Annotated in this window: 21 protein-coding genes; 15 read left to right on the forward strand and 6 right to left on the reverse strand. The window is 62.7% G+C overall.

Annotated features, from left to right (window positions below):
- Positions 1-44: 44 nt before the first annotated feature.
- The 3 genes from F4V58_RS13015 to F4V58_RS01130 form a co-directional block, all read right to left on the reverse strand.
- Positions 45-533: an AMP-binding protein gene (locus F4V58_RS13015; RefSeq protein WP_150385662.1), complete on the reverse strand. Its 489-nt coding sequence runs from the start codon at positions 531-533 to the stop codon at positions 45-47.
- A 38-nt stretch (positions 534-571) separates the two neighbouring features.
- The gene (locus tag F4V58_RS01125) at positions 572-2,287 is read right to left on the reverse strand and encodes a long-chain-fatty-acid--CoA ligase (RefSeq protein WP_075732632.1); all 1,716 of its coding nucleotides are present in this window, start codon (positions 2,285-2,287) and stop codon (positions 572-574) included.
- Positions 2,288-2,564: 277 nt separating this feature from the next.
- On the reverse strand, positions 2,565-4,268 hold the full coding sequence (locus tag F4V58_RS01130) for a long-chain-fatty-acid--CoA ligase (protein WP_075736358.1): 1,704 nt from the start codon (positions 4,266-4,268) through the stop codon (positions 2,565-2,567).
- 74 nt (positions 4,269-4,342) lie between these two features.
- On the opposite strand from F4V58_RS01130, the gene mshA reads away from it, so the two are divergent.
- Positions 4,343-5,608: a D-inositol-3-phosphate glycosyltransferase gene (gene mshA / locus F4V58_RS01135; protein WP_075732634.1), complete on the forward strand. Its 1,266-nt coding sequence runs from the start codon at positions 4,343-4,345 to the stop codon at positions 5,606-5,608.
- A gap of 53 nt (positions 5,609-5,661) precedes the next feature.
- On the opposite strand, the gene F4V58_RS01140 is transcribed toward mshA, so the two are convergent.
- Complete coding sequence (locus tag F4V58_RS01140) at positions 5,662-6,861, reverse strand: chymotrypsin family serine protease (protein WP_150385663.1); 1,200 nt, start codon at positions 6,859-6,861, stop codon at positions 5,662-5,664.
- A gap of 52 nt (positions 6,862-6,913) precedes the next feature.
- Between F4V58_RS01140 and F4V58_RS01145 the strand changes: the two genes are divergently transcribed.
- The 3 genes from F4V58_RS01145 (at position 6,914) to F4V58_RS01155 (ending at position 10,170) form a co-directional block, all read left to right on the forward strand.
- Positions 6,914-7,663 (forward strand): phosphoglyceromutase, encoded by a 750-nt coding sequence (locus F4V58_RS01145; protein ID WP_075736360.1) that lies wholly within the window; start codon positions 6,914-6,916, stop codon positions 7,661-7,663.
- Between the two features lie 551 nt (positions 7,664-8,214).
- On the forward strand, positions 8,215-9,477 hold the full coding sequence (locus F4V58_RS01150) for a sensor histidine kinase (RefSeq protein ID WP_075732638.1): 1,263 nt from the start codon (positions 8,215-8,217) through the stop codon (positions 9,475-9,477).
- Positions 9,478-10,170, forward strand: coding sequence for a response regulator transcription factor (locus F4V58_RS01155; protein ID WP_075732640.1), 693 nt, complete (start codon positions 9,478-9,480; stop codon positions 10,168-10,170). It abuts the gene before it with no gap.
- Between the two features lie 21 nt (positions 10,171-10,191).
- On the opposite strand, the gene F4V58_RS01160 is transcribed toward F4V58_RS01155, so the two are convergent.
- Positions 10,192-11,058 carry a DUF3109 family protein gene (locus tag F4V58_RS01160; RefSeq protein ID WP_075732642.1) on the reverse strand — a complete coding sequence of 289 codons (867 nt, stop codon included), beginning with the start codon at positions 11,056-11,058 and terminating at the stop codon, positions 10,192-10,194.
- A gap of 237 nt (positions 11,059-11,295) precedes the next feature.
- Here F4V58_RS01160 and F4V58_RS01170 point away from each other — a divergent pair, with 237 nt between their 5' ends.
- From F4V58_RS01170 to F4V58_RS01185, 4 genes are all read left to right on the forward strand, one after another.
- The gene (locus F4V58_RS01170) at positions 11,296-12,360 is read left to right on the forward strand and encodes a hypothetical protein (RefSeq protein WP_075732646.1); all 1,065 of its coding nucleotides are present in this window, start codon (positions 11,296-11,298) and stop codon (positions 12,358-12,360) included.
- 58 nt (positions 12,361-12,418) lie between these two features.
- Positions 12,419-13,207, forward strand: a complete 789-nt coding sequence (proC, locus tag F4V58_RS01175) for a pyrroline-5-carboxylate reductase (protein WP_075732648.1) — start codon at positions 12,419-12,421, stop codon at positions 13,205-13,207.
- Positions 13,208-13,519: 312 nt separating this feature from the next.
- Positions 13,520-13,708, forward strand: coding sequence for a helix-turn-helix domain-containing protein (locus F4V58_RS01180; protein WP_005527601.1), 189 nt, complete (start codon positions 13,520-13,522; stop codon positions 13,706-13,708).
- A 519-nt stretch (positions 13,709-14,227) separates the two neighbouring features.
- A complete protein-coding gene (locus F4V58_RS01185; RefSeq protein WP_003855542.1) occupies positions 14,228-14,329 on the forward strand; it encodes a 30S ribosomal protein bS22 in 102 nt (33 codons plus the stop codon).
- A 120-nt stretch (positions 14,330-14,449) separates the two neighbouring features.
- Here the strand turns inward: F4V58_RS01185 and F4V58_RS01190 are convergent, their stop codons facing one another.
- The gene (locus F4V58_RS01190; protein ID WP_075736362.1) at positions 14,450-15,460 is read right to left on the reverse strand and encodes an HAD family hydrolase; all 1,011 of its coding nucleotides are present in this window, start codon (positions 15,458-15,460) and stop codon (positions 14,450-14,452) included.
- 106 nt (positions 15,461-15,566) lie between these two features.
- On the opposite strand from F4V58_RS01190, the gene F4V58_RS01195 reads away from it, so the two are divergent.
- From F4V58_RS01195 to F4V58_RS01225, 7 genes are all read left to right on the forward strand, one after another.
- Complete coding sequence (locus tag F4V58_RS01195; RefSeq protein ID WP_075736364.1) at positions 15,567-15,788, forward strand: glutaredoxin family protein; 222 nt, start codon at positions 15,567-15,569, stop codon at positions 15,786-15,788.
- A gap of 83 nt (positions 15,789-15,871) precedes the next feature.
- Positions 15,872-17,272: a glutamyl-tRNA reductase gene (locus F4V58_RS01200; protein ID WP_075732650.1), complete on the forward strand. Its 1,401-nt coding sequence runs from the start codon at positions 15,872-15,874 to the stop codon at positions 17,270-17,272.
- Positions 17,273-17,284: 12 nt separating this feature from the next.
- Complete coding sequence (gene hemC / locus F4V58_RS01205) at positions 17,285-18,166, forward strand: hydroxymethylbilane synthase (protein ID WP_075732652.1); 882 nt, start codon at positions 17,285-17,287, stop codon at positions 18,164-18,166.
- Between the two features lie 145 nt (positions 18,167-18,311).
- Positions 18,312-19,982: a uroporphyrinogen-III synthase gene (locus F4V58_RS01210; RefSeq protein WP_211272765.1), complete on the forward strand. Its 1,671-nt coding sequence runs from the start codon at positions 18,312-18,314 to the stop codon at positions 19,980-19,982.
- 1 nt (position 19,983) lies between these two features.
- Entirely contained in the window at positions 19,984-20,970 is a 987-nt protein-coding gene (hemB, locus tag F4V58_RS01215) for a porphobilinogen synthase (RefSeq protein WP_075732654.1), read from the forward strand.
- Positions 20,971-20,979: 9 nt separating this feature from the next.
- Positions 20,980-21,672, forward strand: a complete 693-nt coding sequence (locus F4V58_RS01220) for a hypothetical protein (RefSeq protein ID WP_075732656.1) — start codon at positions 20,980-20,982, stop codon at positions 21,670-21,672.
- Complete coding sequence (locus tag F4V58_RS01225) at positions 21,669-22,139, forward strand: hypothetical protein (protein ID WP_075732658.1); 471 nt, start codon at positions 21,669-21,671, stop codon at positions 22,137-22,139. The genes F4V58_RS01220 and F4V58_RS01225 overlap by 4 nt, the downstream gene beginning before the upstream one ends.
- Positions 22,140-22,146: the final 7 nt, after the last annotated feature.

A 22,146-nucleotide genomic window follows, 5' to 3' on the forward strand; every position in this document is an offset into this window, starting at 1 on the left:
AGACGAAGGTGCGGGCCGCGACCTCGCGGGCGAGGGTTGCTAGATCATCTTCTTTGCCTGTGGGCGCGGCGGTAGTCAGCCGCAGTAGCCAGCGAGGGCGCGGTTGGGGATGGGCGAGAGGTGGCGGCGGAGCCGGCTGAAGCGGGCGCGGCGGAGGGCCAGTCGAAGCCGCCCGGGCCAACCCGCACCACAGGGCCTGGCACCGGGCAGCCCTCCCACGCGATAGCTAGCCGGGCACCGTGGAGGTCAAATAACGCCTCCAGCTCCGGGGCGGTAAATTGCGGATTGTGTTCCACCACCACCGCGCCCAGCTTGAGCACCGCCAAGAAGGCAATGAGGTGGAAGTGGCTATTAGGCAGCGCCAGGGCCACGCGGTCCCCGGGCTTGACGCCCAGGGTGACTAGGTGGGCGGCGGCGGTGTCGGTGGCATCGGCAAGTTGGGAGTAGCTTAGGCCCGCGCAGGCCGGACGGGCGGGAAATTCCGCAACGGTGGCGGTGAAAATGTCCACCAGCGTGGTCTGGCCAAAGCGCACGGGGTCCTCCTAGTCAGGCGAATACGTCAGGGGCAATACTATTGCACCTTGCGCTGCGCCAAAAGTTCCAGCAGCTGGGACTGCACAATCCGGCGGCGGACCTTGCCCAGCTGGTCCTTTTCCAACTCCTCGAAGTGGTAGAAAGTACGCGGAATCTTGTAGCGGGTGAGGCGCTCGCGGCAGAAGTTCTTCAGGCCCTCCGGGTCAAGCTCCGCGCCCTTGCGCAGGATAACGCAGGCCACCACGTCCTCGGAGCCATCGGCGCGCGGGCGGCCCACCACGGCCACATCCACAACATCTGGGTGCTCACCTACGGTGTCCTCAACCTCCTGCGGGTAGACATTGAAACCGCCGGTAATGATGATTTCTTTGATGCGGCTGACCAGCCGGACAAAGCCGTCCTCGTTCATAATTCCCATGTCCCCGGTGCGGAACCAGCCGTCGTGGAAGGCTTCCGCGGTGGCATCGGGGCGGTTGAGGTAGCCCTTGAAAATCTGCGGGCCGCGCGCCAGGATTTCGCCCGGCGTACCGTCCGGCTGGGTTTCATCCAGGTTATCCGGGTTAGCAATCCGCACCTCAGAATCCGGGAAGGGCAGACCCACCCAGCCCGGGCGGCGGTCCTTGCTCATGGGGTTGCCGCACAACGCGGGGGAAGTCTCCGTGAGTCCGTAGCCTTCCACCAGCAGGCCACCGGTGAGCTTTTCCCATTTTTCCACCGTGGGCGCGGGCAGGGTAGCGGCCCCGGAGAAGGAAGCGGCCACGCCACGGATATCTACGCCGTCTTCTTCCGCTTTGCGCACAATTTTGTCGTACAAGGTGGGCACACCCGGGAACCAGGTGGGGGTGCGCTTTTTGAAAATCTCCATGATTAGCGGCAGTTGCGGCGCGGGCAGCAGGATAATTTCCGCGCCGGTGGCAATACCCATGGTGTTGATCATGGTCATGCCGTATGCGTGGAACATGGGCAGCGCGCCCAGGAAACGCTCCGGCTTCTCCCCAAGCCCCGGTACCCACGCCTTGCCGGCCAGGCAGTTTGATGCGAGGTTGCCGTGGGAGAGCATGGCACCCTTGGGCGCGCCGGTGGTCCCGGAGGTATAAAGGATGAGCGCGATATCATCTGCGGAGACTTCTGGCAGGTTCAGGTCTTTGCCATTGCCGCCGATGGCCACCCCCACCAACGCGTTCCACGGCACAGAGTTCTCCGCGGGCACGGACAACTGCTCCCGCTTGGAGGAAATCATGGGAACCGGCAGCTTGAGCAGGAACTGCTTGGCACGCGGCATGGCGTCAATCATGTTGACGGAGACAATGACCTCCAGGTCGGTGTCCCCGCGCAGCTTTTCCAAGGTGGTGGCGGTCTTGTCCCACGCGATGGCCACGCGGGCCCCGTGGTCGCTAAACAGGCCGCGCAGCTCGTGCTCGGTATACAGCGGGTTGTGTTCCACCACGGTGGCACCCAGTAGTTGCACCGCGTAGAAGGCTGCAATGTGTTGCGGGCAGTTGGGCAGGATGATGGCAACTTTGTCCCCGGGGCGCACGCCAAAGGCTTTGAGCCCGGCGGCGGCCGCGCGGACCTGGGCGTCTAGTTCCGCGTAAGTCTGGGTGCGGCCAAAGAAGTAGGTCGCGGTGCGGTCTGCGTTGGCGGCCAGGTTGTCCTGGTAGATGTCCACCAGCGTGGTGTTCCCGTAGTCGATGGAGTGCGGGGTTTGTGTGCCGTAATTGTTCAACCAGGCTTTGGTTTCATAAGCGCCCATGGTTCCCTTTCGTGGTTTTGTTTTGCAGGCAATATTATATCGCGTGTGCCGGTGGTTTGGCGCACGCGACATGGCCGGCCCGCCTGCCAGCCTGCCTGCCAGCCAGCCAGCCAGCCAGCCTGCCGGGTGGCGGGCCAGACCAGGCGGGCGGGGCGGACATCCATCCGGGCCCGGCCAGGAAGGCAGGCGGGCGGGCGGGGCGGACATCCATCCGGGCCCGGCCAGGAAGGCTGCCGGGCGGGGGAAGCAGCGCAGGCAGCGCAGGCAGCGCAAGTGGCTAGGCCTTCTCCAGGCGCTTCATCAAATCCGCCTGGACCTCGCGGCGGCGGATCTTGCCCAGCTGGTCCTTGGCCAGCTCGTCGAAGTTGTAGAAAGTGCGCGGGACCTTATACCGGGTGAGGCGCTCGCGGCAGAACTCCTTCAGGCCGTCGGGGTCCAAAGCGGCGCCATCGGCAAGATTGACGCAGGCCACCACGTCCTCGGAGCCGTCCTCGCGGGGGCGGCCAACCACCGCGACGTCATCAACATCGGGGTGCTCGCGCAGCACCTCTTCCACCTCACCCGGGTAGACGTTGAACCCGCCAGTGATAATGATTTCCTTAATGCGGCTGACCAGGCGGATAAAGCCATCTTCTTCCATCACGCCCATATCCCCGGTGCGGAACCAATCCCCGTGGAACGCCTCCCGCGTGGCCTCCTCATTGCCCAAATAGCCCTGGAAAATTTGGGGCCCGCGCGCGAGCACCTCACCTTCCACGCCGTCCGGCTGGGTCTCATCCAGGTTATCCGGGTTGCCAATACGGACCTCGGTGTCCGGGAAGGGGATGCCCACGTATCCCGGGCGGCGGGCCGCAGTCATGGGGTTGCCCACAATAATCGGCGAGCACTCCGTGAGCCCGTAGCCTTCCACCAGGAGCCCCCCGGTGCGATCTTCCCACTTGGCCACACTGGCCGCCGGCAGGGTAGAAGCCCCGGAGAAGGACGCACGCACGCCCTTGATTTCCACGCCTTGTTCCTCTGCTGACTGGACAATCTTTTCATAAAGCGTGGGCACACCCGGAATCCAGGTGGGGGTGTGCTTTTTCATCAATTCCATAATCAACGGGATTTGCGGGGAAGGCAGCAGCACTAGCTCCCCACCAATGAGCTGCGCCAGCGTTAAGTTCATGGTCAGGCCGTAGGCGTGGAAAAACGGCAGGGCGGCTAGCATGCGCTCCGGTTCCTCACCCAGGCCCTTGACCCAGTGCTTGCCCATGAGCAGGTTAGAAAACAGATTCCCGTGGCTTAACATGGCGCCCTTGGGCTTGCCGGTGGTCCCGGAGGTGTACAAAATCAGCGCGGTGGTGTCTGTGGTGACATCGTCCGGGGTCTGGATGTCATCCCCGTTGCCGCCCACGGCATTGCCCACGAGGGTCTCCCACGGGACGGTGTTGGGGGCATCGGCGGAGAGTTGCTCACGCTTGGCGGCTAAAAACGGCAACTTTAAAGCCAGGCGCTTGGACACGGGCATGGCGTCAATCATGTTGATGGACACCACGGTCTCCAGCGGGGTGGTGGCGCGCAAAGCCTCCAGCGTCGATGCCGCCTTGTCCCACGCAATAGCCACCCGCGCCCCGTGGTCCTGGAACAAGCCCTCCAGCTCATGCTTGGTATAGAGCGGGTTGTGTAGCACCGCCACCGCCCCCAACTTGAGAACCGCGTAAAAAGCCGCCACGAACTGCGGGCAGTTGGGGGCCACAATGGCCACGTGGTCCCCCGGGCGCACACCGAAGGCCTTCAGGCCGGCGGCGGCGCGGCGAACCTGGCGGTCGAGCTCCGCGTAGCTTTGCGTTTTGCCAAAGAAGTAGGTGGCAGGCTTAGCTGCGTTGATGGCAATGTTATTGTCATAAATGTCCAACAACGTGGTGTCGCCGTAGTCCAGGCTGTGGGGCGTCCACTCCGCGTAGTGTTGCAGCCACGCCCGGTTTTCAAAAGCTGACATTTCCGACCTTTCGGTTCCGTAGGTTTTATCCTCAGCCAGTATAACCACGTCAAAAACCTTTAGAATGGTCCGTTATGCGTATTGCCATGATTTCCATGCACACTTCCCCTACTGAGCAAGCCGGGTCCGGGGACGCCGGCGGGATTAATGTCTACGTCCACAGCGTGGCCCAGGGTTTGGCGCGCCGGGGCATTAAGGTTGATGTATTTACGCGCGCCACGCGGCCCTCGCAAGGCGAAATTGTGGAGGTCACGCCGGGCTACCGGGTGATTAACATTGTGGCCGGGCCTTATGAGGGCCTGTCTAAGGAGGAATTGCCCACGCAGCTAGCGGCGTTTGCGGGCGGGATGATTGCGTTTATGCGCTGCCATGGGCTGGACTATGACGTCATTCATTCGCATTATTGGCTCTCCGGGCAGGTGGGGTGGTTGTTGCGGGATTTGTGGGATGTGCCGCTGGTGCATACGGCGCACACGCTGGCGGCGGTGAAAAATGCCCACCGCAGTGCGGGGGATACGGAGGAGTCAGAGGCCCGCCGGATTGGTGAGCAGCAGCTGGTGGACAACGCGGACTTCCTGGTGGTTAACACCGCCGCGGAGTCCACGGATTTGCTTGAGCATTACGATGCCCCCGTGGGCAAGATCACAGTCATTCCTCCCGGGGCAGACACCGAGCTTTTCACCCCGGGCACCGACCGCATGACGGAGCGCTCCCGGCGGCGGTTGGGTTTGCCGCAGCACACCAAGGTGGTGGCGTTTGTGGGGCGGTTGCAGAAGTTTAAGGGCCCGGAGGTGTTAATCCGGGCGGTGGCGGAGATGCTCAGCCGTGATCCGGAGCGGGACATGCGGGTGGTGATGTGCGGTGGTCCTTCCGGCCAGGGGGCCACGCCGGAGACTTATTCGCGTTTGGCGCAGGAGTTGGGCGTGGAGAGGTACGTGCGGTTTATTGCGCCGCGCCCGCCGGCGGAGTTGGTGTCGGTTTACCAGGCTGCGGATGTGGTGGCGGTGCCTAGTTATAACGAGTCTTTTGGGTTGGTGGCGTTGGAGGCGCAGGCTTCCGGCACGCCGGTGGTGGCCGCGGCGGTGGGCGGGTTGCCCATTGCGGTTGCCGATGGGGAGACTGGCCTTTTGGTTGACTCCCACGAGCCGGCGGCGTGGGCTGACGCCTTGGAAGTAATTCTTGATGATGACTCCCGGCGGATAGCCATGGGGCAGGCCGCGGTTGTTCATGCGGCGCGCTTTAGTTGGGCCAACGCCGTGGACAAGCTTGAGGCGGTGTACCGGGCTGCGCTAGATATTGAGCTCCCGGAGTGCGGGGAGCGCCAGGCCACGGGCTACTAAGCGCCGCGCTGGGCCGGGTCGCGGTGCCGCCGGGCCGCTGGGCTGGGTAGCCGCTAGAAGCCCACCGCGTCCTGGATGAGCATTCCCAGGCCCAACCCGGCTAGCTTATCGGCGTGGGCACCGGCCTGTGCGGCCGCGTGGTTGATGGCGGCGATGGCACCGGGGGCATCGGCGGCTAAAGCGCGGTCGTTGATGTGGGCGCTGGCCTGGGCGGCGTCACGCTGCGCCTGGGCTAGCTGCTGGTGGAACTCCGCGCGGAAGTCCGGCTCCGGCTCCAGCCCCTGGGCCTCCAAGTGGCGCAAACCCGCCTGCGTCCGGTCCTCGAACGTGCGCAGCGGTGCCGCCGGCTCCGTGGAAGCAGGCAGCTCAAAGTGCTGGTTGACCGTGCCGGAGCGAACCCCGTAGCCCTGTTCCAACACCGCGTCCACCGGTTGCGCGCGGCCCAGCGGGCCCAGGCCCATGGACGTAACGCCCAGCACCTCACCCGTGCGGGGGTCAAAGTTTACCCCGCCGGAGTCCCCCTGCTCATAGTTCAGGCCAAAGGACCAGATGCCGTTGCGCGTGCGCGCCAGCTGCGTGCCGCAGGACCTGCCCGTGCGCGCACCGTCTTTGCAGATGGGCTGGCCAAAGTTATCCGCCACTACCTCCAGCGGGCCCAGTTCGCGGTAGTCCTTTACCCCGGTCAGTACCACCGGGCGGGAGGGCCGGTGGCCGAACTGGTCCGTGGAGGTGGCCACGCGGTTGGCCGTTACGTGGGGGTCTAGGGCCACGGTGCCAAAGTCGGAGCCGTTGACGGCCGCGTCAAATTCGTGCGCTACAGAGACGGCGGGGTCGTTGCTGCCAAAAATGGTGCCCACCTGGTCGCGGACGCCAATCCGGGTTATTGCCTGGCCGCGTGGGTGGACAAAGATCTCCGGGCTCCAGGGGTCTTCGCCTTCCAGCTGGGTAATGCAGTGGCCGGCGGTGATGAGAATGTTTTTCCAACCGCCCGGGGCCAGGACGCGGCCGGCTACGCCCTGCGAGCAATCGAAGGTGTCCATCTCTGGGAGGAGGGAGAAATCACGGTCTCCGATTTTGATGGTGGTTTGGGGGGACACGGGCAGGGCGTGGAGCGGGCTGCCGGGGGAAACCAACGGGGCGGCGGTTGCCTGCGGTGCGGCGGTTGCCTGCGGGATGGCGGTTGCTTGCGGGATGCCGGCCACGAGCGCCGCCGCCAGGGCGCTGGTCAGGAGTTTCTTGTTCAACCAATGCATAGGCAGATTGTAGGTCAAGCACGCGGGTGAAAAAAGTGGCATGCTGGAATGCATGAGCAACGGAAAACTGATTCTTTTAAGGCACGGCCAGTCCGAGTGGAACAAGTCCAACCAATTCACCGGCTGGGTAGATGTAGACCTCACCGAGAAAGGTGAGCAGGAAGCCAAGCGTGGCGGGGAGCTTCTCAAGGAGCAGGGCATTTTGCCTGACGTGGTGTACACCTCGCTGCAGCGTCGCGCCATCCGCACCGCCAACCTGGCACTCAACGCCGCTGACCGGCACTGGATTCCAGTCATCCGCGATTGGCGTCTCAATGAGCGCCACTACGGCGCGCTGCAGGGGCTGAACAAGGCAGAGACCCGTGATAAGTACGGTGAGGAGCAGTTCATGGAGTGGCGCCGCTCTTATGACACCCCGCCGCCAGCGCTGGAGGACGGCTCTGAGTATTCCCAGGCCGGGGATCCCCGCTACGCCCACCTGGATAAGGTCCCGCAGACCGAGTGCCTGAAGGACGTCGTGGAGCGCTTTGTTCCTTACTTTGAGGAAGAGATCATGCCTCGCGCCAAGAAGGGTGAGACGGTCATGTTGGCCGCGCACGGCAACTCCCTGCGCGCGCTAGTCAAGCACCTGGATAACATCTCTGACGCCGATATCGCCGGGCTGAACATCCCAACCGGTATCCCGCTGGTATTCGAGATTGCCTCCGACGGCTCCGTGGTCAACCCGGGTGGCACCTACCTGGATCCGGAGGCAGCTGCCGCCGGTGCCGCCGCCGTGGCCGCCCAGGGCGCAAAGAAGTAACCTCCCGACCATCCCTCCCCGCAGGCCCTAGGGCTTGCGGGGATTTTCTACGCGTACCCTCTTACACCGCCTCAGTCTTACTTACCCGGATCGCGTTTTTGCCCCCTGGCGCGCAATTTAAGCGATTTGAAACAAGTTGAAACAAGCTAGACGAAGACAAAGTAGCCCGTTGACTTCTTCCCCCTGCGTGCTAAATTAACCACAGCTCATCAACCAGGTGTTGAAGGAGTATCTGGAGCCGTTCACCTAGTGGGCGGCTCTTGCCTTGTCTGGTAGGCGTCGTGGTCGCGCTTGAGTTTCCTGCGACGATGTTCGTGATCGATGTAGTAAGCCGTGACTAGCAGGGCATATGTTGGGCGCTCCTCAATGACAACAATGTAGTCAAACGACGGCCTAGTTATGATGTAACGCGGTTTGGAACTGCGTTTTGTATCAACCCACCACCGCAACTCTTTTCCTCCATCCTTACAAGAGTGCGCACCCTTCCAGGTAGGGGAGGGAGTTTTCCGCTCAACAGGACGGCGAGGCCGGGGTGAAGTAACCTGGGGAGAATGAGCGTGGAAATGGTGTTTGGCTTCCTCGTTGGCGTGACGGTCTGTGCGCTGGCGGTGCCGGCGGTGCGGGCGGTGCAGCGCCGCTACGAAAGGCGTAGGAACACCGCCGCCACGGAAGAAAACCAGGTTAGCACCATCAGTCAGGCTTTGCACTTAGCTTTCCAGGGCTCGCCCACAGGTGCCACCGTGGTGGACCGTGCCGGGGACGTTATTTTGTCCAACCCCTCCGCCCATGAAATGGCGCTGGTCCATGACCGCACCATCAACGCGGAGGTGTGGAAGGTGGCCCAGGAGGTGTTTGAGGATAAGGAAACCCGCTCGCTGGATCTGAAAATCTCCCAGCGCCGCACCGGCCACCGCGTGACCCAGGTGCAGGCCGTGGTCAAGCCGCTCACGCTCAACGATGACCGTTTTGTTATCATCTACGGCTCGGATGAGTCCGAGTCCGTGCGCATGGAGGCCGCCCGCCGCGATTTTGTGGCTAACGTCTCCCATGAGCTGAAAACCCCGGTCGGCGGGATTGCCCTGCTGGCTGAGGCCCTCCTGGAAGACCCCGGGGATCCCGCCCACGTGGAGTACTTTGGCACGCGGGTCCAAAAGGAAGCCGCCCGCATGGCCAATATGGTCAACGAGCTTATTGCGTTGTCCAAGTTGCAAGGCGCTGAGCGCCTGCCGGAAATGGAGCCGGTGCGGGTAGACGACATCGTCACGGATGCCATTGCCCGCAACCAACTCACCGCCGATGCCCTCAATATAGAACTCACCGCCGGTCAACCGACCGACAAACTGGTGATGGCGGATAAATCCTTGCTGGTCACCGCGCTGTCTAACCTGATTGTCAACGCCATCAACTACTCCCCGGAGTCCACGCCGGTGTCGGTGACTAAGAAGGTGGTGGGCGAGCACGGCAAGGAAATTGTGCTCATCCGGGTAACCGACCGGGGCGTGGGTATTGCCCCGGAGGACCAAAAGCGGGTTTTTGAGCGGTTTTTCCGGGTGGACAAGGCGCGCTCGCGGCAGACCGGCGGCACCGGGCTGGGGCTGTCCATTGTCAAGCACGTGGTGGCCAACCACGGCGGCAACCTGAAGCTGTGGTCGCGGCCAGGGACTGGCTCTACCTTCACCATTGAGCTTCCCGTGTATAACGAAATTCCCCTCCTTAATGATCAAAACCCAGCGGGAACGCCCGTAACATTAGATAATAGATTGGGCGCGGCCGTGGTGGCTCGTGCCAATTCGCGTCGAAAGGACAAAGCTTAAATGACCTCTATCCTCATCGTTGAAGACGAAGAGTCATTGGCAGACCCGTTGGCTTTCTTGCTGCGCAAGGAAGGTTTCGAGCCTATCGTGGCACTTGACGGCACCGCGGCCCTGCGGGAGTTCGACGCCAACGATATCGATATCGTGCTGCTAGATCTCATGCTGCCGGGCATGTCCGGCACGGACGTGTGCAAGCAGATCCGCACCCGTTCCCAGGTTCCCATCATCATGGTCACCGCGCGTGACTCGGAGATTGACAAGGTGGTGGGTTTGGAGCTGGGCGCGGATGATTACGTCACCAAGCCTTATTCCTCCCGGGAACTCATCGCGCGTATCCGGGCGGTGCTGCGCCGTGGCGGTGAGACGCCTGCGGACGCAGAATCCGCCGCCGGCCAGATTTTGGAGGGCGGCCGCGTGCGCATGGACGTGGAGCGCCACACCGTGGAAGTAGCCGGTGAGGCCGTCTCTATGCCGTTGAAAGAGTTTGACCTTCTGGAATACCTCATGCGCAACTCTGGCCGGGTGCTCACCCGCGGCCAGCTCATTGACCGCATCTGGGGTGCGGATTACGTAGGCGACACCAAAACCTTGGACGTTCACGTCAAGCGGCTGCGTTCCAAAATTGAGGCGGAGCCTTCCCGCCCGGAGCACCTAGTCACAGTGCGCGGCCTGGGCTACAAGTTTGACAAGTAGCTCCCCCGCCAGTGCCGGTGCCTAGAAACCTGCCTCGCGGGAGGCCGGGTGCTGGCTTAACTTCAAGCCGGCGCGTTTGCGCAGCACCTGCGCCATTAACTCGTAGACCTTCTTGCCCATCACGGCTTCAAGTTCCGTGCGCTGGGAAATCCACAGGGGCTCGGGGGAGTTGTGGCAGGAAGAATCTGTGGTGCAGTACCAGTCAAAGTCCTCGCCGCCGTTTCCCCAGCCGCGGCGGTCATATTCGCCGATGGTAGTGCGCAGAACCTCCACGCCGTCAGTGCGTTCTTCATAATCTTCGTGCCGCCGGATGGGCAGCTGCCAGCACACTTCTGGTTTGACCACCGTGAGGTCCTCACCGGCGTCTAGTGCCCACTGGTGTAGCGCGCAACCGGCGCCCGTGGGCCAGCCCGCACGGTTGGCAAAGATACACGCGCCGTCCACCACTGGGGTTTTTAGCTCCCCTTCTTCATCTTTGATGAGCCAGGGCTCCCGCTTCTTGCGGCTGCCGTCTTTTTTCACCGGCCACGCGTCAGGACCAAACTCCGGGCGGCGCTGCCAGTATTTGGCCGGCATGCGATTAACCGCGTCAAAGAGCTGCTGGCGGTCTTGTTTGTCTGCCATATAAGCGCCATGGGAGCAGCAGCCCACGTCCGGGTTTTCGCTGTCGATGCCGTGGCACCGCGCGGTCCCAAACTGGCAGGCGTAGTGCGACTCCATCCACGTTAAGTCGATGGAAAAGATGTGTTCCGGGTCTTCCGGGTCAACTAGTTCTAGCCAGTCGCGGGGATAGTCCGGGGGTAGTTCGTGGCCGGCCAGAATGGATTGCGCGGCCGGGGAGGAGGCCGGAAATCCTAAATTCACGGGTTGAGATTTAGCTGGATTCACACTAAACCACCGTAGACCTACTACGCTGGGGGTGTGTGTTTAGGTGCCAGTTTGGCCGGTGGCTTGCCGGTGCCCCAGCTCCTCACAGGCCAGTTGGTTGCGGGTGCCCTAGTGGCGTTGGTTTCCTTGCTGGCATTAAACTTGGATAAACTGGATATTTGGCCTTGGGCTTTGAGCGCGGGTGTCATTTTGCGCCGGTTGGACAGAGGCAGTACAGGTAAGGAATTGGTATAGGTAATGGCTGAAGAAAAGCAATTGACTGTTGCGGAGCTTTTGGCCCGCAATAACAAGGAGCGGACCTCCGCTGGCGGGGATGAGCGTCCGCGCCGTCGCCGGCGCCGCAGCCTGGAGGACGGCGGAATTTCCGTTGCCGAGCTGACCGGTAGCTTGCCTAAGGTCGATAAGAAGCCGGCGCAGGCAAAGCACTCTAACGTTGATATTGATGAGACTTCCCCGGTTATCCCGGCCCCGGTTGATCCGGAGGAGAAGGCCGCCGCTGACAAACTAGCCGCCGAGAAAGCTGCGGCCGAGAAAGCTGCGGCCGAGAAAGCCGCCGCAGCAAAGGCTGCGGCCGAGAAAGCCGCGGACAAAGCTGCGGCCGAGAAAGCCGCCGCAGCAAAGGCTGCGGCCGACAAAGCCGCGGACAAAGCTGCTGCTGAGAAGGCCGCTGCTGAGAAGGCCGCCGCCGAAAAGCGTGCTGCCGACGCCCGCAAGGCCGAGGAAATCAAACGCGCGGAGTTCGCCCGCAAGGCAGCCGCCGCAAAGAAAGCCGCAGCCGAAAAAGCTGCAGCCGAAAAGGCCGCTGCGGACAAAGCCGCTGACAAAGCCGCGGCCGAGTCCTCTCAAAGCCCCGAGCTGCTCGAGACGCTTGAACCCCAAGACAAGAGCCTCGCGGAGTCTCCAACCCGGACAGTGCCTTCGGCCGATGACACTGCGGTCATCGACAAGGTGCCGGACAACGTCAGTGGCACGTACACGCCGCTACCGGCGGACAACTCTGACCTGGAAACCACGGGTGAGATGGACGTTGTGCAGGTGGAAGAAGAACCCGCGAAGGCCAATCCTGCGGTGGTAGTCGTGCTGGCGCTGGCCGGTATCGTGCTGGGCGCGGTGCTTTTCAAGGGCTTCGAAATTCTCTGGGGCAGCTTGGACCGAATCCTGGTGGCAGTCCTGGCAGTGGCCGTGTGTGCCCTTCTGGCCGGCCTGGTCCACGTGATGCGCACGGAGCGCGACAAGCTCTCCGTGGTCTTGGCCGTGGCGGTGGGGTTGCTCCTGACCTTCGCCCCGCTGCTGTTGGTTTAACCCAGCTCCTTTGCTCCCCTGGCCATTGGCCGGGGGATTTTTTATTAGGCTGGTGGCCATGACAAACGTAACCATTATTGGAGCAGGACAGATTGGCCAATCACTCATTGCCGGGCTGAGCAAGTCCGGGCAGGCCCAGATTACGGCCACCAACCGGAGGCAGGAGCGCCGCAGCGAGCTGGAAGAAACCTATGGGATTTCCACCACGGGGGATAACTGCGCGGCGGTCAAGGACGCGGACGTGGTCTTTTTGTGCGTGAAGCCGTACCAGATTCTTCAGGTGGCGGAGGAGATTGCGGGTTCCTTGCCGGACGGCGCGGTGGTGGTGTCCATGGCCGCGGGGATAAAGATTGACTCTTTGCGCCAGGCGCTGGGTGCGCATCCTGTTATTCGCGTGATGCCTAATACACCCATGTTGGTTGGCCGGGGGATGAGCATTGTCTCACCGGGGCCAGATGTTGCCGATACCGCCGTGGACACCGTGCGTTGCCTCCTCGACGCCGTGGGTGAGACTGTGGAGTTGGCGGAGAGCCATGTTAATGCGGCTACGGCGTTGTCTGGGTCTTCGCCGGCGTATTTCTACTTGGTGGCTGAGGCGCTGATAGACGCGGGTGTGCAGTTGGGTATTCCGCGGGAGGTGGCGGTGAAGTTGGCTACACAGGCCGCTGCGGGTGCGGGGGAGATGTTGGTCTCAGCTGGTGATGATCCGGCTACTTTGCGTCAGAAAGTAACGTCACCGGGCGGGACCACCGCAGCCGCGTTGCGTGAGTTGGAGGAGTCCGGTATCCGGGGAGCATTCTTCCGTGCGGCCCAGGCCTGTGCTGATAAGGGCGAGGAACTGGCGTAGATTCCGGCGCGACCCGGGCTGGCTGCGTGCGCCGCCTGGCCCAGTCGCGTGCCTTCGCCCAGCTCGGTGCGCGCTGCCCGGCACTGAGCATTAGCCCCCCGCGTGGGGGTGGGGGTGCCCCTGGGGCAGTAGGGGATTCTAGCGTGTTAAAGGTGGCCTAAGTGGCTGAAGGAGAAGAAATATACTGCTGATTTGGTTGAAAAGTCGCATGAGTCACTACTTTCACGCTAGGCTAGTTAAAGCACGTGCGTGTACATACTGCAGGAGGGGAAGCCTTGCAGCGCGCTGCGAGCTGAAGGGTTAGAAAATATTATGGCTAATGAAGATAAAGGAACCTTTTTGACCATCGCGGAGGTCGCAGAGATTATGCGAGTTTCCAAGATGACTGTCTATCGATTGGTTCACGCTGGTGAAATGCCGGCGGTTCGCGTGGGACGGTCTTTCCGTGTTCACGAGTCCGCTGTGAATGAGTACCTCGAGGCCTCGGTCTACGGTGCTTAGGTAGCGTTTCACTCCCCGCCCCGGTGGTGCCCTGTTGGGTTGCCGCCGGGGCGGTTTGCTTGCGCTGCCCAGTCACAGCAGCCGTCACGGCCCCCAGCCCTAGCCCCAGTCACAGTAGCCGTCACAGTAGCTGTCGCGGCCCCCAGCCCTAGCCCCAGTCACAGTAGCCGTCACAGTAGCTGTCGCGGCCCCCAGCCCTAGCCCCAGTCGCAGCAGCCGTCACGGCCCCCAGCCCTAGCCTTGGGTCCCAGCCATCGGTTTCCCAGCCATCGGTTTCCCGGCGGCGGGGCGGGCGCGCTGGGAGGAATCCTCCGGATGCACGGGGTGACGCTGTGGTTGCGGCCGGTGTATTGACTGGGGTGGTTTTTGTGCCGGGGGAGGCCTTGGGTATGATGGATTGCATTCGTGTCGGCCAGGTGGGCGCTGTAAACAAGAGTGCACCTTGAGATAGCCCGCCTATTGCAAAAGTGCCGGCAGGTTAATGTACGTACAAAAACTCCGAAAGTGAGGAAACCTATTATGGGTTCTGTCATCAAGAAGCGTCGCAAGCGCATGTCCAAGAAGAAGCACCGCAAGATGTTGCGTCGCACCCGCGTTCAGCGTCGTAAACTGGGCAAGTAAAGCTTTGTAGCCAGACACCCCGCCGTGGTCCTATTAAAAAGGGCCGTGGCGGGGTGTTTCGCGCTGGGTGGGTCTAGGGGCGTTACTCCGCCGCGCCGGGACTGCCGGTAGGGGGCGGGGCTAGCGGCGCAGGATACGCCAGCCGCCCAAGGAAAACAGTGCGGTGCCAAGCGCCGGTAGCCCGAAGGTGCGCACCGCCCGCCGGAGCGAGCGGTAGTCGCGCACCAGCCAGCCGCGTTCCGCAGCCATGCGCCGCAGCTTGGAGTCCGGGTTAATGGCCACTGCGGTGCCCACCATGGACAGCATGGGCACGTCGTTGACGGAGTCGGAGTAGGCGGTGCAGCGCTCCAAGTCCAGGCCTTCGATGGTGGCAAGTGCCGCCACGGCGTGTTTCTTGCCCGGGCCGTGCAGGATATCGCCTACTAGGCGGCCGGTGAACTTGCCGTCTTTGACCTCCGCCACGGTGCCTAGGGCCCCGGTGAACCCAAACTTGCGGGCCAGGACCTGTGCTACCTGCACCGGGGTGGCGGTTACCAGCCAGACCTGTTGGCCGGCCTCAAGGTGCAGCCGCGCCAGGTCCCGGGTTCCCCGGTAGGCGCGGTCCGCCATGGTTTCATCCACGATTTCCTCGCAGAGCCGTACCATTTCTGCCACGGAGTGGCCCTTGATGAATTCCAGGGCTTGGACGCGCCCGCGGGCTACGTCTTTGGCGTTTTCGTTGCCGGAGATCCGGAACTTGAGTTGTTTCCAGGCGATGGGGGCTATGTCGGAGAGGGTAATGAACTTCCGGCGCGCCAGGCCTAATGCAAAGACCACCATGGAGGAGCCTTGGATGAGCGTGTTGTCTACGTCAAAGAAGGCGGCGGCGCCGATATCCAGGGGGATGTTGGGGTCCGGCGCGGTGAGTTCGCGCCCGCCGGCGGAGGCAAAGGAGCCGTCCACTGAGTCCACGCCCGCGTGGTAGGAGTCCAGGTCTATGTCAAAGAGCTCGCGGACGGCTTCAGCGGCGGCGGCGTGGCCGGCGGTGCGCTGGGGGGCTTCGCCAAGAGGGGCGAAGGCCAGGTTTTCGAAGAAGTGCCGTAGTCCGCCGCGGCTGGCTGTCCAGTTTTCTAGGAATTCGCGCGGTGACATTTCGGGCGGCACGGGGGTGGCGGACACGGATACTCCTTATAAGATTGCTGAAGAGATCACTCTATCTTAAATCCCAAGGAGACTCCCTGTGAAGAATGTGGAATTGATGGTACGCAGGACCTGCGGGTCGTGTGATCGGGTGTTGGCGCAGATTACTCCGGTGGTGCGGGCCGCCGGTGCGCGGCTGGTGGCGGTGGATGTGGATTTAGACTCGGAGCTGGCAATGGAGTACGGTGACCGCGTACCCGTGGTTGTCATAGATGGGGAGGAATTTGCTTGTTGGGAGGTAGACAACAGCGAGCTCTCCGCGGAATTAGCAGCGGGTTAGCCTGACCTTGCTTTTCGCTTCTGTGCCAGACGGAGTATTCTTTGGTTTGATTTGAATCATCCGTTAGTTTGACAGGGGTTTGCATGAGTGTGCTGGTTGTGGGCATGTCCTACCAGTCCGCGCCGGTAGCGCTACTGGAGCGGTTGAGCATGGACTCCAACGTGAAAGATAAGACGTGTGGGAATCTTACCGCTGGCCGCTCTTTGAGCGAGGCCATGATTGTCTCCACGTGCAACCGGATGGAAGTCTATGCCGTTACCAACTCTTTTCACACCGGTGTGCAGGACGTGGTTAAGGCCTTGCATGAGGTCTCCGGTATTCCGGAGGAAGACCTGCGTAGCTACCTCTACGTCCGCTACGCCGATGCCGCCGCAGAGCATCTGATGAGCGTTACTTCCGGTTTGGATTCCATGGTGGTGGGCGAGCAGCAGATCATTGGCCAGGTGCGCGCGGCGTACCAGTCTGCGGCGGGCCAAGGAACGGTGGGACCGCGGATCCACGCGCTGGCGCAGGCCGCTTTGCACACCGGAAAGCGGGTCCACGCGGAGACTCTCATCGATGAGGCGGGCGCGTCCATGGTGTCTTTTGCCTTCGATCGCGCTTTGGAAGACCGCGGCGGCCAGGACCCCAGCGGCCAAGACTTGAGCGTCCAAGAGCCGGGCGGCCAAGTACCGGACACCCAAGACTTGAACGGCCAGGACCCGGGCGGCCGGCCCCTGGAGGGTTCCTGGGTACTCATCCTGGGGGCTGGTGCCATGGCGGCGCTGGCCGCTACGCATGCCGGTAGGTTGGGCGCCAAGCTCATCATCGCCAACCGCACCCGGGAGCGTGCTGAGCGCCTGGCGGACCACGCCTGCGAGGCTGGGGTAGTCTCCCGCGTCGTGGACTTCGCAGAACGCACGCAGGTACTGCCGGAAGTTGACGTGGTGGTCTCTGCCACCGGAGCGCAGGACTTCACCATCAACGCCGCCGATATCCCGGCTGGGCGGCCGTTGACCCTCATTGACCTATCCATGCCGCGCGATATTGACCCGGCGGCCGGCAAGCTAGACCGCGTCAACTTGGTGAACATCGAGTCCCTGGCGCGGTCGGTTAACAACGGGCAGATGGCCGGCGGGCCGCAGGGCCATGCCCGGCGGATTGTGATGGAGGAGTTGGAGATTTTCACCTCCGCCCAGCGGGTGCGCGATGTCGCGCCGGCGGTGTCTGCCTTGCGCAAGCACGCCGCGGACCTGGTGGCCTGTGAGGCCGCCCGCCTTGAGCAAAAGCACCCGGAGTTAGACGCGCAGCAGCGCGAGGACATCAGCCGGGCGCTTAAGCGCGTGGTGGATAAGCTTTTGCACCAGCCCACGGTCCGTGCCAAGCAGCTGGCTGCCACGGAGGGCAGCGTGAGCCATGAGACCGCGTTGCAGGATCTCTTTGGCCTTGATCTTGAGGAAAAAGGGCTTATTGCTGACGTCGAGGATTTGCCCAAGAAAGTGTAAAAAGGAGCCCCCATGTTCAGAATTGGTACCCGCGGGTCCCTGCTTGCCACCACTCAGTCCGGCCACGTCCGGGACTGGTTGGCGCAGCGGGGCTACCCGGCGCAGCTGCATATTGTTACCACCGCGGGGGATGTGAACATGGCGCCGGTGGAGCGCATCGGCGTCGGTGTTTTTACCCAGCGCCTGCGGGACGCGTTGGCGGCGGGGGAGTGTGATATCGCCGTACATTCGTTTAAGGATTTGCCCACTGCTGCCGATGCCCGCTTTGAACTGGTTGTGCCCACCCGCGCCGACAGCCGGGACGCGCTCATTGCCCGTGACGGCCTCACGCTGGACCAGCTACCGGAGGGCGCGCGGGTGGGAACTTCCGCGCCGCGCCGGATTAGCCAGCTGAAGGGCTTGCGGCCGGACTTGGATATCCGTCCGCTGCGGGGCAACATCGACACGCGTATGGGGTATGTGACCGCCGGTGAGCTAGACGCGGTGGTGCTGGCGTATGCCGGGCTGGTCCGTGCTGGTTACGCCCAGCGGGCCACCGAGGTTTTTGCGCCGGAGGTATTTTTCCCCGCGCCCGCGCAGGGTGCCTTGGCCATTGAGGCCGCGGTGGGCAGTGAGGCCGCGCGGGCCATTGCTACTGTGCGCGATGAGCGCGCGGAGACCGCCGCCCTGGCTGAGCGCCAGTTGCTGGCCACGCTCGAGGCCGGTTGTACTGCGCCCGTGGCCGCCTGGTCCGCCTGGGAGGGCCAGCAACTCACGCTGCACGGGGGCGTTTTTGCCCTGGATGGCAGCCGGGCGCTGCGCGTGAGCGCCACTGGAGATAACCCGCGCGAGCTTGGCCGTGAGGTCGCGCAGCAGCTGTTTGCGGAGGGCGCCGGGGAGATTTTGAGAACTTAGAATTTACTATATGGGTCTACTTCCATTAGGGTGTAGTTACCATACGAGCGTTTATCACCTGTTAATCGGCTCCCCTTAATACTCCCGGGATGGCTTGCCACCTGGGATTTTGGCTGTCACACAAAGACTAGAAAAGAACCTTATTTTGAGCACTTCCGCACCGCAGATCCCGGAACAGCTGGGAAAGGTCATCTTCGTTGGCGCTGGACCTGGCAACCCGGACATGTTGACCATCCGCGCCCGTGAGGTGTTGGCGCATAACGCTATCGCGGTCACTGACCCGGAGGTGTTAAAGGGCGTACGCGACATGGTCGCGTGTGCGTTGCCCGTTCCGGAAGAACTGCTTGAGCAGGCTGAGCGCGAGTATGAAGAGATCGTGGCCGCCGCCAAGGCCGCCGGCGCGCGCCGCAAGCCCCCGCGCCCGCCCGCGCCCACGGCCGCTGTTATCCAGGACCCGGAAGAAGACCTGGTGGGCCAGCTTCGCGCTGCGCTGGAAAGCGGCGGGGACGTGGTGCGCCTGGTGTGCGGCAACCCGCTGAACCGGGAGTCCATCAAGGCGGAGATTGCCGCGGTGGCCGCAGCAGGAATGGAATTCCAGGTGGTGCCTGGCATGTCGTTGCCTTCTACGGTCCCTTCTTTTGCCGGCCTGGCGCTGGGTTCTACTTACACCTCGGCGGAAATCACTGCGGATACCGATTGGGACGCCCTAGCTGCGGCCACTTTGCCGCTGGTGCTCCAGGCCGTCCGGGAGCAGTTGCCGGTCATTTCTGCGGAGCTGGTGGCGCGCGGAATGCCGGCGGACACGGAGGCTTTTGTCACCGTCCATGGCACCACGCGCCTGCAGCGTACGTATGAAACCAATCTGGGCACTTTGGGCAAGTTGGGCGCGGAACTGCCCGGGGACCTGGTGGTCACGTTGGGCCGTACCTTTGATGACCGCACTAAGTATTCCTGGTGGGAAAACCGGCCGCTCTACGGCTGGCGCGTGTTGGTCCCGCGCACTAAGGAGCAGGCGGGGGCTATGTCCGCGCGCCTGGCTGGCTACGGTGCCATCCCGCAGTCTGTGCCCACCATTTCGGTGGAGCCGCCGCGCAACCCGGCGCAGATGGACCGCGCCATCAAGGGCATTGTGGAGGGCCGCTATAAGTGGATTGTGTTTACCTCCGTTAATGCGGTGGAAGCCGTGTTTGAAAAGATTTTCAAGCTGGGTTTGGACGCGCGTGATTTTGCGGGCGTGCACCTGGCCGCCGTGGGCACCAAAACTGCCGATGCCCTCCGTGCCCAAGGCATGAAGCCAGAGCTCATGCCGGAGCCGCATCGGCAAAACTCGCAGGGCCTGGTGGAGGCGTTCCCTAACTTTGTGGAGGACATTGACGCGGTGTCGGGAGTGCTGCTGCCGCGCGCGGACATCGCCGGTGAGTCGTTGCCCGCCGGGCTTTCCCGCTTGGGGTGGGAGGTCGATGACGTGGTGGCTTACCGCACCGTGCGCGCCGCCCCGCCATCTGCTGAGGTACGCGACATGATCAAATCCGGTGGCTTTGACGCGGTGGCGTTTACTTCCGCGTCCACCGTGCGCAACCTGGTGGGTATTGCCGGCAAGCCGCATACGCGCACGATTATCGCGTGCATCGGCCCCGCTACCCGCGCTGCGGCGGAGGAGCTGGGCTTGCGGGTGGATACCGTGCCGGAGGTAGCTGACGTGCCTTCGTTGATTGACGCTTTGGCTGAGCATGTGGCCGCGCTGCGCGCCGCCGGCAACCTGCCCGCACCGCGTAAGAAGCGCCGTGCGCGCAAGAAGACTACTAAGGTTGAGTGATATGACCGTGAGCTCTTTTCCTAACCGCCGGCCGCGCCGGCTGCGCACCTCGCCCGCCATGCGGGAGCTGGTGGCCCAAACCCGGCTTGACCCCAGTGACTTCATTTTGCCCATGTTTGTAGCGGAAGGCCTGGATAGCCCCCGGGAAATTAGCTCCATGCCGGGGGTCTACCAGCACACGCTGGACTCGCTGACTCGCGCGGCGCATGAGGCCTTGGACGCGGGTGTGAAATGCGTTGATCTTTTTGGCGTGCCGCTTACCGCTGATAAGGACGCCTCTGGTTCTAAGCAGGGGGTCCTCACAACCGCCATCGCGCACCTGCGCGCGGAGTTCGGTGATGACCTTTTGGTCATGGCGGACACTTGCCTGGATGAGTTCACTGACCACGGCCATTGCGGCGTACTGGACGCCTGCGGCCGCGTGGACAATGACGCCACGCTGGAGCTCTACGGCCAGATGGCCGTTTCCCAGGCTAAGGCCGGTGCGCACATAGTTTCTCCTTCCGGAATGATGGACGGGCAGGTGGGCCACATCCGCACTGCGCTGGACGCGGCCGGCTTCCCGGACGTGGCTATCATGGCTTATTCCGCTAAGTACGCCTCCGCGTTCTTTGGGCCCTTCCGCGAGGCCGTGGGGTCCTCCCTTACCGGGGACCGCCGGACTTACCAGCAAGATCCCCGCAACTTCCGGGAGTCCCTGCTGGAGGTGGAACTAGACGTAGCTGAGGGCGCGGACTTTGTTATGGTCAAGCCCGGCCTTCCTTACCTGGATGTGCTGGCGGCCGTGGCCCAGGCTTCGCCCGTGCCCGTGGCGGTCTACCAAGTCTCCGGTGAATACGCCATGATTAAAGCCGCCGGTTTAAACGGCTGGGTGGACGCGGACGCCGTTATGCTGGAGTCGCTCCACGCCTTTAAACGCGCCGGCGCGGACCAAATCCTCACATACTTTGCCACCGACGCCGCCCGCGCCTTGCGCGAGCGGGGATAGGGAAAAATCTTGACTGATACCACCACCCGCCCCCAAACCGTCCACCTGATGTTGACCGCCTGGTTGGCGGCAGCCGGCGGTGAGGTCCTTCACCAGGTGTTGCAGATTGTCATCTCTTTGTTCAACCGCGACGCCCTGATTGCGGGGATTAAGACCAGCTTCGAGGACAGCAGCAACCCGCTCCTTGCCTCCGATGCCCTCTTGGAAGTCACGGCCTCCATGGCTATTTTTGGCTCCGCGCTACTGTCCATGGCCGTGGTGGGCTTGTTGATGTTCATGCTGACTAAGTTGGCTACTCAACACAAGTGGGCCGGCAGTGCGCGGCGCTTGTGGTTTGCCTTCTCCATCTACTTCGGGCTGCGCCTGTTCTTTGTGTTCTCCGCCGTCCCGGGCGGTTCCAAGGCCCCGGAGTGGTTGATTGTGGGCGACGGCATGGTGCAAATCCTGGTGGGCGTGACCGCCGTCATGGGTTTGCTGTTTTCCATGAAGGAAGAAGTCCTGGACTACACCGGGGAGCTGGCCCAAATCCGCAAGATGGAAAAGGAGCTGGCGGAGGAAAAGCGCCGCAAGATGTTGGAGAAAAACGACGACTCCGCGGATGACACGCCCTGGTACAAGCGCCGGGGCCAAGACCACAGCCGGGGCCGGGGCCAAGACCACAGCCGGGGCCGCGACAAAGACCAAGACCAGGACCAGAAATGACCCAGTACCCGCCGGACTACAACCGCCCCGCCGCACGCAAGAAAGCCCCAATTTCCTTGGACGCCTGGCCGCGCCCGCTGCGGTGGGCTTACTGGGTCTTCGTCCTAGCCGCCATAGTCATGACCGTCTCCGGGCTGGTGGGGTGGTTTGACCATCCAGAACCCGCAACCGGAGCCTGGGCGGAGTATTTCCAGAACAACCGGCACTTTGTGGCCGGCGCCAACCTGGTGGCCGCTGTCATCATCTCCGTTCTGGCCCCGCAGCTTTCCCGCGCTATGAAACACGCCCGCACTGGCCTGGCCGCGGTGGTGTTTATCAGCTGCTTTTTCAATATCGCCGCCATCGCTGTGGGGGTGGGCGGGCTGATGCTGGTGGTCATCGTGGTGTTACTGTTGACCGCCACGGTGCTGATGTACCGCCCCCAAGCCAATGAATTTATCCGCGAACGCAACCGCGAAAGACTATAGGAGACCA

The sequence above is a fragment of the Corynebacterium phocae genome (assembly GCF_008693075.1).
Lineage (GTDB): Bacteria > Actinomycetota > Actinomycetes > Mycobacteriales > Mycobacteriaceae > Corynebacterium > Corynebacterium phocae.

Bases quoted from the DNA above. Each gene is read 5' to 3' on its own strand.
- F4V58_RS01125 (WP_075732632.1), bottom strand. From the start codon at position 2,287: ATGGGCGCTTATGAAACCAAAGCCTGGTTGAACAATTACGGCACACAA.
- F4V58_RS01130 (WP_075736358.1), bottom strand. From the start codon at position 4,268: ATGTCAGCTTTTGAAAACCGGGCGTGGCTGCAACACTACGCGGAGTGG.
- mshA (WP_075732634.1), top strand. From the start codon at position 4,343: ATGCGTATTGCCATGATTTCCATGCACACTTCCCCTACTGAGCAAGCC.
- F4V58_RS01140 (WP_150385663.1), bottom strand. From the start codon at position 6,861: ATGCATTGGTTGAACAAGAAACTCCTGACCAGCGCCCTGGCGGCGGCG.
- F4V58_RS01145 (WP_075736360.1), top strand. From the start codon at position 6,914: ATGAGCAACGGAAAACTGATTCTTTTAAGGCACGGCCAGTCCGAGTGG.
- F4V58_RS01150 (WP_075732638.1), top strand. From the start codon at position 8,215: ATGAGCGTGGAAATGGTGTTTGGCTTCCTCGTTGGCGTGACGGTCTGT.
- F4V58_RS01155 (WP_075732640.1), top strand. From the start codon at position 9,478: ATGACCTCTATCCTCATCGTTGAAGACGAAGAGTCATTGGCAGACCCG.
- F4V58_RS01170 (WP_075732646.1), top strand. From the start codon at position 11,296: ATGGCTGAAGAAAAGCAATTGACTGTTGCGGAGCTTTTGGCCCGCAAT.
- proC (WP_075732648.1), top strand. From the start codon at position 12,419: ATGACAAACGTAACCATTATTGGAGCAGGACAGATTGGCCAATCACTC.
- F4V58_RS01180 (WP_005527601.1), top strand. From the start codon at position 13,520: ATGGCTAATGAAGATAAAGGAACCTTTTTGACCATCGCGGAGGTCGCA.
- F4V58_RS01185 (WP_003855542.1), top strand. From the start codon at position 14,228: ATGGGTTCTGTCATCAAGAAGCGTCGCAAGCGCATGTCCAAGAAGAAG.
- F4V58_RS01190 (WP_075736362.1), bottom strand. From the start codon at position 15,460: ATGTCACCGCGCGAATTCCTAGAAAACTGGACAGCCAGCCGCGGCGGA.
- F4V58_RS01195 (WP_075736364.1), top strand. From the start codon at position 15,567: ATGGTACGCAGGACCTGCGGGTCGTGTGATCGGGTGTTGGCGCAGATT.
- F4V58_RS01200 (WP_075732650.1), top strand. From the start codon at position 15,872: ATGAGTGTGCTGGTTGTGGGCATGTCCTACCAGTCCGCGCCGGTAGCG.
- hemC (WP_075732652.1), top strand. From the start codon at position 17,285: ATGTTCAGAATTGGTACCCGCGGGTCCCTGCTTGCCACCACTCAGTCC.
- hemB (WP_075732654.1), top strand. From the start codon at position 19,984: ATGACCGTGAGCTCTTTTCCTAACCGCCGGCCGCGCCGGCTGCGCACC.
- F4V58_RS01225 (WP_075732658.1), top strand. From the start codon at position 21,669: ATGACCCAGTACCCGCCGGACTACAACCGCCCCGCCGCACGCAAGAAA.